We start from the raw sequence: 6,849 nt of genomic DNA, 5'->3' as shown, positions 1-6,849 counted from the left end.
CGTGTGCACATTCCGGCAAGCAGCTTGTGCATCGTCAGCAAAGCCCGACGGCCGCTGGCTCACTAACCTTCAGCTTTCGCCCCCCTAGAACCCCACAGGAGACAAACCATGGTCCAACCCACCCGCCGTCTGATCCTCAAGGGCGCCGCCGCTTCGGTGGGCGCCATGTCCTTCGCCCCGCAACTCATGGCGCAGTCCGCCCCGGTTCGCGTGGGCTATTCGATGTCGCGCACAGGCCCCTGGACAGGGGGCGCGCAGGTGAGCCAGGAGCCCAACTACCTGCTCTGGGCCGAGCAGCAGAACGCCGCGGGCGGCCTCGATGTGAAGGGCGTCAAGCGCCAGATCGAGCTCATCAGCAGCGACGACCGCAGCGACACCGAGACCGTGGTGCGCACCTACGAAAAGCTCATGGGCAGCGACAAGGTCGATCTGGTGCTGCCGCCCTGGGGCTCCAACGCCAACTTCGCCGTGGCCCCGCTGGCCAACCGCTTCCAGTACCCGTTCCTGGCGCCCACCGCACTCAGCAAGCGCCTGGTGGAAATGCGGCTGCCGTACTTCTTCCTGCTGCTGCAGCAACCCGCGCCCATGACCAACGCGCTGGTGGACATGTTCAAGGCCAACGGCGTGAAGACCGTGGCGCTGATTTATGTGGACGACCTGTTCGGCCTGGAGAACTTCGCGGCGTTCAAGGTGGCGCTGCAGGGCAGCGGCATCACGTTGGTGGAAGACAAGAGCTACCCCGGTGGCGTGAAAGACCTCTCGCCCGTGCTGCGCTCGATGAAGGACAAGAACCCCGATGCCTTTGTGGGTTTCACCTACCCGCCCGACACCATCCTGGCCAGCCGCCAGGCCAAGGAAGTGGGCTTCAACCCGAAGTTCTTCTACGCCTCGGTGGGCACGGCCTTCCAGCTCTACCGCAACGTGATGACCCCGGCGGGTGCCGAAGGCGTGCTCGGCATGGGCTCGTGGAACGGCAAGACCAGCCCGGCTGCCAAGGCCTACTTCGACGCGCACACCAAAAAGTTCGCCGGCAAGGAACCCGACCGCTGGGCCAGTGGCGCCTGCTGGGCCGGCCTGGAGATCCTCACCAACGCGGTGAAGGCGCAAGGCCTGGACCGCAAGGCCATCCGTGACTACGTGGCCGGCACCACGCACAAGACCATCATCGGCGACATCAAGTTCAACGGCAGCGAAAACGTGGGCACGCCAGGCACCGTGAGCCAGTGGCAGAACGGGGAATTTGAGGTGGTGTGGCCGGAGAAATTGGCGACGGCCAAACTCAACCCCAATAAGCCCGCGTGGAAGTGATTTGACCCCCGCGCCGCGCCTGCGGCGCGTCACCCCCTCCAGGGTGCAATGCCTGCGGACTGGCAAAGCCAGATCCGCGGCATTTTTGGTTGAAACCCTTCGCTCCGGCCAATTCCCTCGCTCACTTCCCCATGTCCTTCTCCGCCTGGCTCGAACTTCTCGCCTCCGGCCTCATCACCGGCGGCATCTACGCGCTTGTCGCGCTCGGGCTGAACCTGCAGTACGGGCTGATGCGCATCCTCAACATCGCGCACGGCGAGTTCCTCATGGTCGGGGCCTACCTCACCTGGATGGCGCAGACCTCGCTCGGGCTCCACCCGCTGTTCATGGTGCCGGTGTCCTTCGGCATGCTGTTCGTGCTGGGCTGGGTGGTGCACCGCCTGTGCTTTCGCCGCCTCACCGCCACCTCGCCCAACCTCGACATCTTTGAAGCGCGCGGGCTCATGGTGGCCTTCGGCCTCATGTTCCTCGTGCAGAACTTCGCTTCCTGGATGTGGGGCGGCGATTTGCGCGGCTACGACTTCCTCACCGAGCCAGTGCAGATCCCACTGCCCGATGGCACCGCCCAGTTCGCGGGCAACAAGCTGCTGGTGTTTGCGCTGGCCCTGCTGTTCTCGGGCGCACTCATCGTGCTCATGCGCACCACGCTGCTGGGCAAGGGCGTGCGTGCGCTCATGCAGTCGCCCACCGGCGCGCAGCTCATGGGCATCAACACCCAGCGCCTGCACCCGCTCATGTTCGGCATCGGCCTGGGCCTCTCGGGCGTGGCCGGTGCGCTCCTGTCCATGTCGTACACCATCAGCCCGTCCATGGGTGAGCCCTACACCGTCACCGCGCTCATTGTCATCACGCTGGGTGGCTTCGGCAGCATGGGCGGCGCGCTCGCCGGTGGCCTGCTGCTCGGCGTCATTGAAGCCCTGGGCATGCACTTCACCAACCCCTCGCTCAAGGCCTTGCTGAGCTACGTGGTCTTCATCAGCGTATTGCTCCTGCGTCCCGAAGGGCTCTTTACTCGCAAGAGCCGCAAATCATGACTTCAAGACAGTTCCTCATCCGCGACCTGCTGGTCCTCTTCGGCCTCACCGGCTGGGCGCTCGCGCTGCCGGGCTTTGCCAGCGAGTTCGCCGTGTCCATGGCGCTCACCTGCCTGATGTACATCGCGCTCTCGTCGAGCTGGGCGCTGTTCTGCGGCACCACGCGTTATCTGTCGCTCGCCACCTCGGCCTTCTTCGGCATCGGCGCCTACACCAGCGCCATCCTGCTGGAGCAGGTCTCGTGGGCGCAGGCCATCGGCCTGGGGGCGCTCATCGCCGCTGCGGTGGCCGTGGTCATGGGCGCGGCCGTGCTGCACCTGCGCGGCACCTACTTCGCGGTGCTCACCTTCGGCATGACCGAGCTCATCCGCCACGCCATCAGCTACTTCGAGAAGAGCGTGACCGGTACCGTGGGCCGCGTGCTCATGGTGGTGCCCGATCGCGACACCATCTACCTCACCGTGCTCGCGCTCGCGGTGATCACGGTGGCGCTGTCCATCACGATCCGGCGCACGCGCTTCGGCCTGGCCATGCTGGGCATCGGCGCCGACGAGCAGCGCGCCCAGACCCTGGGTGTGAACACGCGCTGGGTGAAGGTGGCGGGCTTCGCGCTCACCGCTGCCGTGGCCGGTGCGGTGGGCGCGGCCATGAGCGTCCGCTGGACCTACATCGACCCGCACACCGTGTTCAACCCCTTCATCGGTTTCCAGACCGTGCTGATTGCGCTCATCGGTGGCGCGGCCACGCTGTGGGGCCCGCTCATCGCGGCCATCGTCTTCAGCGTGCTGGCCGAAACGCTGCGCCTGCAGGTGCCGCAGATCTACATGATGTCGCTGGGTCTGCTGCTCATCCTCTCGGTGCTGTATTTGCCCGGTGGCCTGGCCTCGCTGCGCGCCGAGACCTTCCGCAGCTGGCGCGATGGCGCCAAGGCCTGGTGGGCCGAGACGCGCGACGACCTGAGCGGCGAGACGAAACGTCGCAAGCAACGTGACAAACAACTCAGGGAGCGCCGCGATGTCTTCTGATCGCCAGCCCCTGCTCGACGCCCGCGACATCACCGTGCGTTTCGGCGGCCTCACCGCGGTGGACGCGGTCAGCGCGCGCTTCATGCCGGGCGAACTCGTCGGCATCATCGGCCCCAACGGTGCGGGCAAGACCACCTTCTTCAACGCCATCTCGGGCGTCACCCAGGCCACCAGTGGCAAGTTGCTGATGCAGGGGCGCGAACTGAGCGGCAAAGGCCCGCACCGCTTTGCCGCCAACGGCCTGGCGCGCACCTTCCAGACCCCGCGCACGTTTGCCGACATGCTCGTGCGCGACAACATCGCCTTCGGCCTGAAGTTCGCGGGCCGTCGGCCGCGCAAATACATCTGGTGGGGCGAAGAGACGACCGTGCCTTGGGTGCTGCGCACGCCCGAGAGCATCCTGGGCCTGATCGGTCTTTGGGCCCAGGCCGATCTGCCGGCCGCGGCCATCACGCCCTCGCAGCAGCGCCTGCTGGAAATCGGCATGGCGCTGGCCACGCGTCCGCGCATGCTGCTGCTCGACGAGGTGGCCGCCGGCCTGACCGAAAACGAGGTGGAGGAGATGGCGCGCCTGATCCGCCGCCTGCGCGACGAGCTCGACCTCACCGTGGTGTGGATCGAGCACGCGGTGACCACCCTGCTGCGCCATGTGGAGCGCGTGATCGTGCTGCACCAGGGCCGCAAGATCGCCGACGGCACGCCCGCCGAGGTGGTGCGCAACGCCGAGGTGATCGAGGCCTACCTGGGCGACGAGATGAACGAGACCTACAACGCCGTCGAGGAGGCCGCCGCATGATGTGGTACCGCCCAACCCCTTTTGAACTCGGTGGTGGCGGGCGCGCACGCCTGAAGGTGAATGGCCTCTCGGCCGGCTACGGTGCCTTCCTGGTGCTGCGCGACCTCAAGCTCGACATCCAGCCCGGTCTCACCGTGGTGCTCGGCCCCAACGGCGCGGGCAAGACCACGCTGCTCAAGGCGCTCAACGGCCTGATCCCGCGCGGCGGCTCGGTGCTGCTCGACGGCACCGAGATGCCCGAGAAGACGCACGAGATCGTGCAGGCCGGTGTGGCCCTGGTGCCTGAAGGCCGCCAGCTGTTTCCGCAACTCACCGTGGCCGAAAACCTCGAACTCGGCGGCTGGCTGGTGCCCAAGGCCTTGCGTGCCGAGCGACTGGCCCAGGCCTTTGTGGACTTCCCCAAACTCAAGGAGCGCGCCACGCAACTGGCCGGCACCATGAGCGGTGGCGAGCAGCAGATGGTGGCGGTGGCGCGCGCCATGATGTGCGCGCCGCGCCTGCTCATGCTCGACGAACCTTCGCTGGGCCTGGCGCCCAAGATGGTCGACGAGCTGCTGACCATCGTGCGCCGCATTGCCGACGCCGGCACCACCGTGCTCATGGTGGAGCAGAACGTGAAGAAGGCGCTGGCCGTGGCCGACCGCGGTTATGTGATGGAGCGCGGCACGCTGGTGGCCAACGGTCCGGCCAAGCTGCTCGCGCGCTCCACCGTGATCCGCGAGGCGTATCTCGGCGCCGACAAGGACCCCGCCACCGGCACCACCAGCGCGGCCGATGCCGTGCAGCGCCGCAAGGCTGTGGCCACCACCACCTGACAACGCTTTCGTCTGAACCCAAGGAGAACCCCATGTCCGACATGTCCATGCTCATCAACGGCCTCAAGGTCACCGCCGAAAAAGGCGCCACCTTCGAGCGCCGCAACCCGCTCGACGGCAGTGTGGCCACGCGCGCACCCGCCGCGTCACCGGCCGACGCCGTGATGGCGGTCGAAGCCGCCGCCGAAGCCTTCAAGACCTGGAGCGAAACCGGCCCGAGCCTGCGCCGCGCTCTGTTGCTGAAAGCGGCAGACGCACTGGAAGCCAAGACGCCAGCGTTCATCGAAGCCGTGTCGGCCGAGACCGGTGCCACCGGCATGTGGGGCGGCTTCAACGTGTTCCTGGCCGCCGGCATGATCCGCGAGGCCGCCGCGCTCACCACCCAGGTGGCGGGTGAAGTGATTCCGTCTGATGTGCCGGGTTCGCTGGCCATGGGCGTGCGCCAGCCGGCCGGCGTGGTGCTGGGCATCGCGCCCTGGAACGCACCCATCATCCTGGGAGTGCGCGCCATCTGTGTGCCACTGGCGTGCGGCAACACCGTGGTCTTCAAGGGCAGCGAGAACTGCCCGCGCACCCACCAGCTGATCGTCGAAGCCTTTCAAGAGGCGGGCTTCCCGCCCGGCGTGGTGAACTACATCACCAACGCACCGGCCGACGCGGGCGCCGTGGTCGAAGCCATGGTGGCCCACCCGGCCGTGCGCCGCGTGAACTTCACCGGCTCGACCAAGATCGGCAAGATCATCGCCATGACCTGCGCGAAGTACCTGAAGCCGGTGGTGCTCGAGCTCGGCGGCAAGGCGCCGCTGGTGGTGCTGGACGACGCCAACCTCGACGATGCCGTCAACGGCGCGGCCTTCGGCGCGTTCGCCAACAGCGGCCAGATCTGCATGAGCACCGAACGCATCATCGTGGACAACAAGATCGCGGACGCCTTCGTGAAGAAATTCGCCGACAAGGCCAAGGCCCTGCCGCTGGGTGACCCGCGCAAACCCGAGCCGGTTGTGCTCGGCTCGGTGATCGGCATGGGCACGGTCAACCACTGCAACGAACTCATCGACGACGCACTGGCCAAAGGCGCCAAGCTGGCGTGCGGCGGCAAGGCCGACACCACGCTCATGCCCGCCACCGTGCTCGACCACGTGACCCCCGCCATGCGCATTTACCACGAAGAAACCTTCGGCCCGGTGAAATGTGTGGTGCGTGTGAACGGCGTGGAAGAGGCGATTGCCTGCGCCAACGACAACGAGTACGGCCTGAGCGCGGCTGTGTTTGGCGGTGACATCGCCCGCGCCTTCAATGTGGCGCGCAAGATCGACAGCGGCATCTGCCACGTCAACGGCCCCACCGTGCACGACGAAGCGCAGATGCCGTTTGGCGGCGTGAAGGGCTCGGGCATCGGCCGCTTCGGTGGCAAGGCTGGCATTGCCGAGTTCACCGAACTGCGCTGGATCACAATGCAGACGACACCGCGCCACTACCCGTTCTGATGTCCGGTGGGGGAGGAGGGGAAGAAGAGCGAAGGCCCTGGAGGCGGTGCTTCCAGGGCTTTTGTTTTGGATGGTCTGTGGTTGGGCTGGGGTCGCGGGTAGCGTTGGGTGGTTGGAGGACTGTTCAAGGCTGGCAGCGGCCCTTTGACAGACGGCGTCGGGTAGACGGCTACCGAACCATCAGATTCGGCATGGCCATCTTGGGCCACCCAAACTTGTCGCGGAGCGACCGGTCGAACACCTGCAGCAGCTCTGTGGCTAGTGTTATGTCCCGTTAATAACTGGCATTAATCGTGCATGCCGATGCGGTATCTTGGGAATGGAGATACCGCGATGAGAACTGGCAGACCGAAGGTCCAATTGTTGTTGAGCGAGCAAGAGCGT

Annotated in this window: 6 protein-coding genes; all 6 read left to right on the top strand. The window is 66.3% G+C overall.

All coding sequences use genetic code 11. The features are described 5' to 3' along the window. Positions 1 to 108 precede the first annotated feature (108 nt). The 6 genes from B0E41_RS00400 (at position 109) to B0E41_RS00375 (ending at position 6,465) form a co-directional block, all read left to right on the top strand. A complete protein-coding gene (locus tag B0E41_RS00400; RefSeq protein ID WP_077327513.1) occupies positions 109 to 1,308 on the top strand; it encodes an amino acid ABC transporter substrate-binding protein in 1,200 nt (399 codons plus the stop codon). 131 nt (positions 1,309 to 1,439) lie between these two features. After that, on the top strand, positions 1,440 to 2,342 hold the full coding sequence (locus B0E41_RS00395) for a branched-chain amino acid ABC transporter permease (RefSeq protein WP_077327510.1): 903 nt from the start codon (positions 1,440 to 1,442) through the stop codon (positions 2,340 to 2,342). Then, positions 2,339 to 3,367, top strand: a complete 1,029-nt coding sequence (locus B0E41_RS00390) for a branched-chain amino acid ABC transporter permease (protein ID WP_077327507.1) — start codon at positions 2,339 to 2,341, stop codon at positions 3,365 to 3,367. Before B0E41_RS00395 ends, B0E41_RS00390 begins: the two co-directional genes overlap by 4 nt. Continuing rightward, positions 3,357 to 4,163: an ABC transporter ATP-binding protein gene (locus B0E41_RS00385; RefSeq protein WP_077327504.1), complete on the top strand. Its 807-nt coding sequence runs from the start codon at positions 3,357 to 3,359 to the stop codon at positions 4,161 to 4,163. Before B0E41_RS00390 ends, B0E41_RS00385 begins: the two co-directional genes overlap by 11 nt. Further along, positions 4,160 to 4,978 (top strand): ABC transporter ATP-binding protein, encoded by an 819-nt coding sequence (locus B0E41_RS00380; RefSeq protein ID WP_077327501.1) that lies wholly within the window; start codon positions 4,160 to 4,162, stop codon positions 4,976 to 4,978. The genes B0E41_RS00385 and B0E41_RS00380 overlap by 4 nt, the downstream gene beginning before the upstream one ends. Before the next feature lie 32 nt (positions 4,979 to 5,010). Then, positions 5,011 to 6,465 (top strand): aldehyde dehydrogenase, encoded by a 1,455-nt coding sequence (locus tag B0E41_RS00375; RefSeq protein ID WP_077327498.1) that lies wholly within the window; start codon positions 5,011 to 5,013, stop codon positions 6,463 to 6,465. Positions 6,466 to 6,849 lie beyond the last annotated feature (384 nt).

This window comes from Hydrogenophaga sp. A37 (assembly GCF_002001205.1).
GTDB lineage: Bacteria > Pseudomonadota > Gammaproteobacteria > Burkholderiales > Burkholderiaceae_C > Hydrogenophaga.
This window is presented reverse-complemented; position numbering and strand designations above follow the sequence as displayed.

Bases quoted from the DNA above. Each gene is read 5' to 3' on its own strand.
- B0E41_RS00400 (WP_077327513.1), top strand. From the start codon at position 109: ATGGTCCAACCCACCCGCCGTCTGATCCTCAAGGGCGCCGCCGCTTCG.
- B0E41_RS00395 (WP_077327510.1), top strand. From the start codon at position 1,440: ATGTCCTTCTCCGCCTGGCTCGAACTTCTCGCCTCCGGCCTCATCACC.
- B0E41_RS00390 (WP_077327507.1), top strand. From the start codon at position 2,339: ATGACTTCAAGACAGTTCCTCATCCGCGACCTGCTGGTCCTCTTCGGC.
- B0E41_RS00385 (WP_077327504.1), top strand. From the start codon at position 3,357: ATGTCTTCTGATCGCCAGCCCCTGCTCGACGCCCGCGACATCACCGTG.
- B0E41_RS00380 (WP_077327501.1), top strand. From the start codon at position 4,160: ATGATGTGGTACCGCCCAACCCCTTTTGAACTCGGTGGTGGCGGGCGC.
- B0E41_RS00375 (WP_077327498.1), top strand. From the start codon at position 5,011: ATGTCCGACATGTCCATGCTCATCAACGGCCTCAAGGTCACCGCCGAA.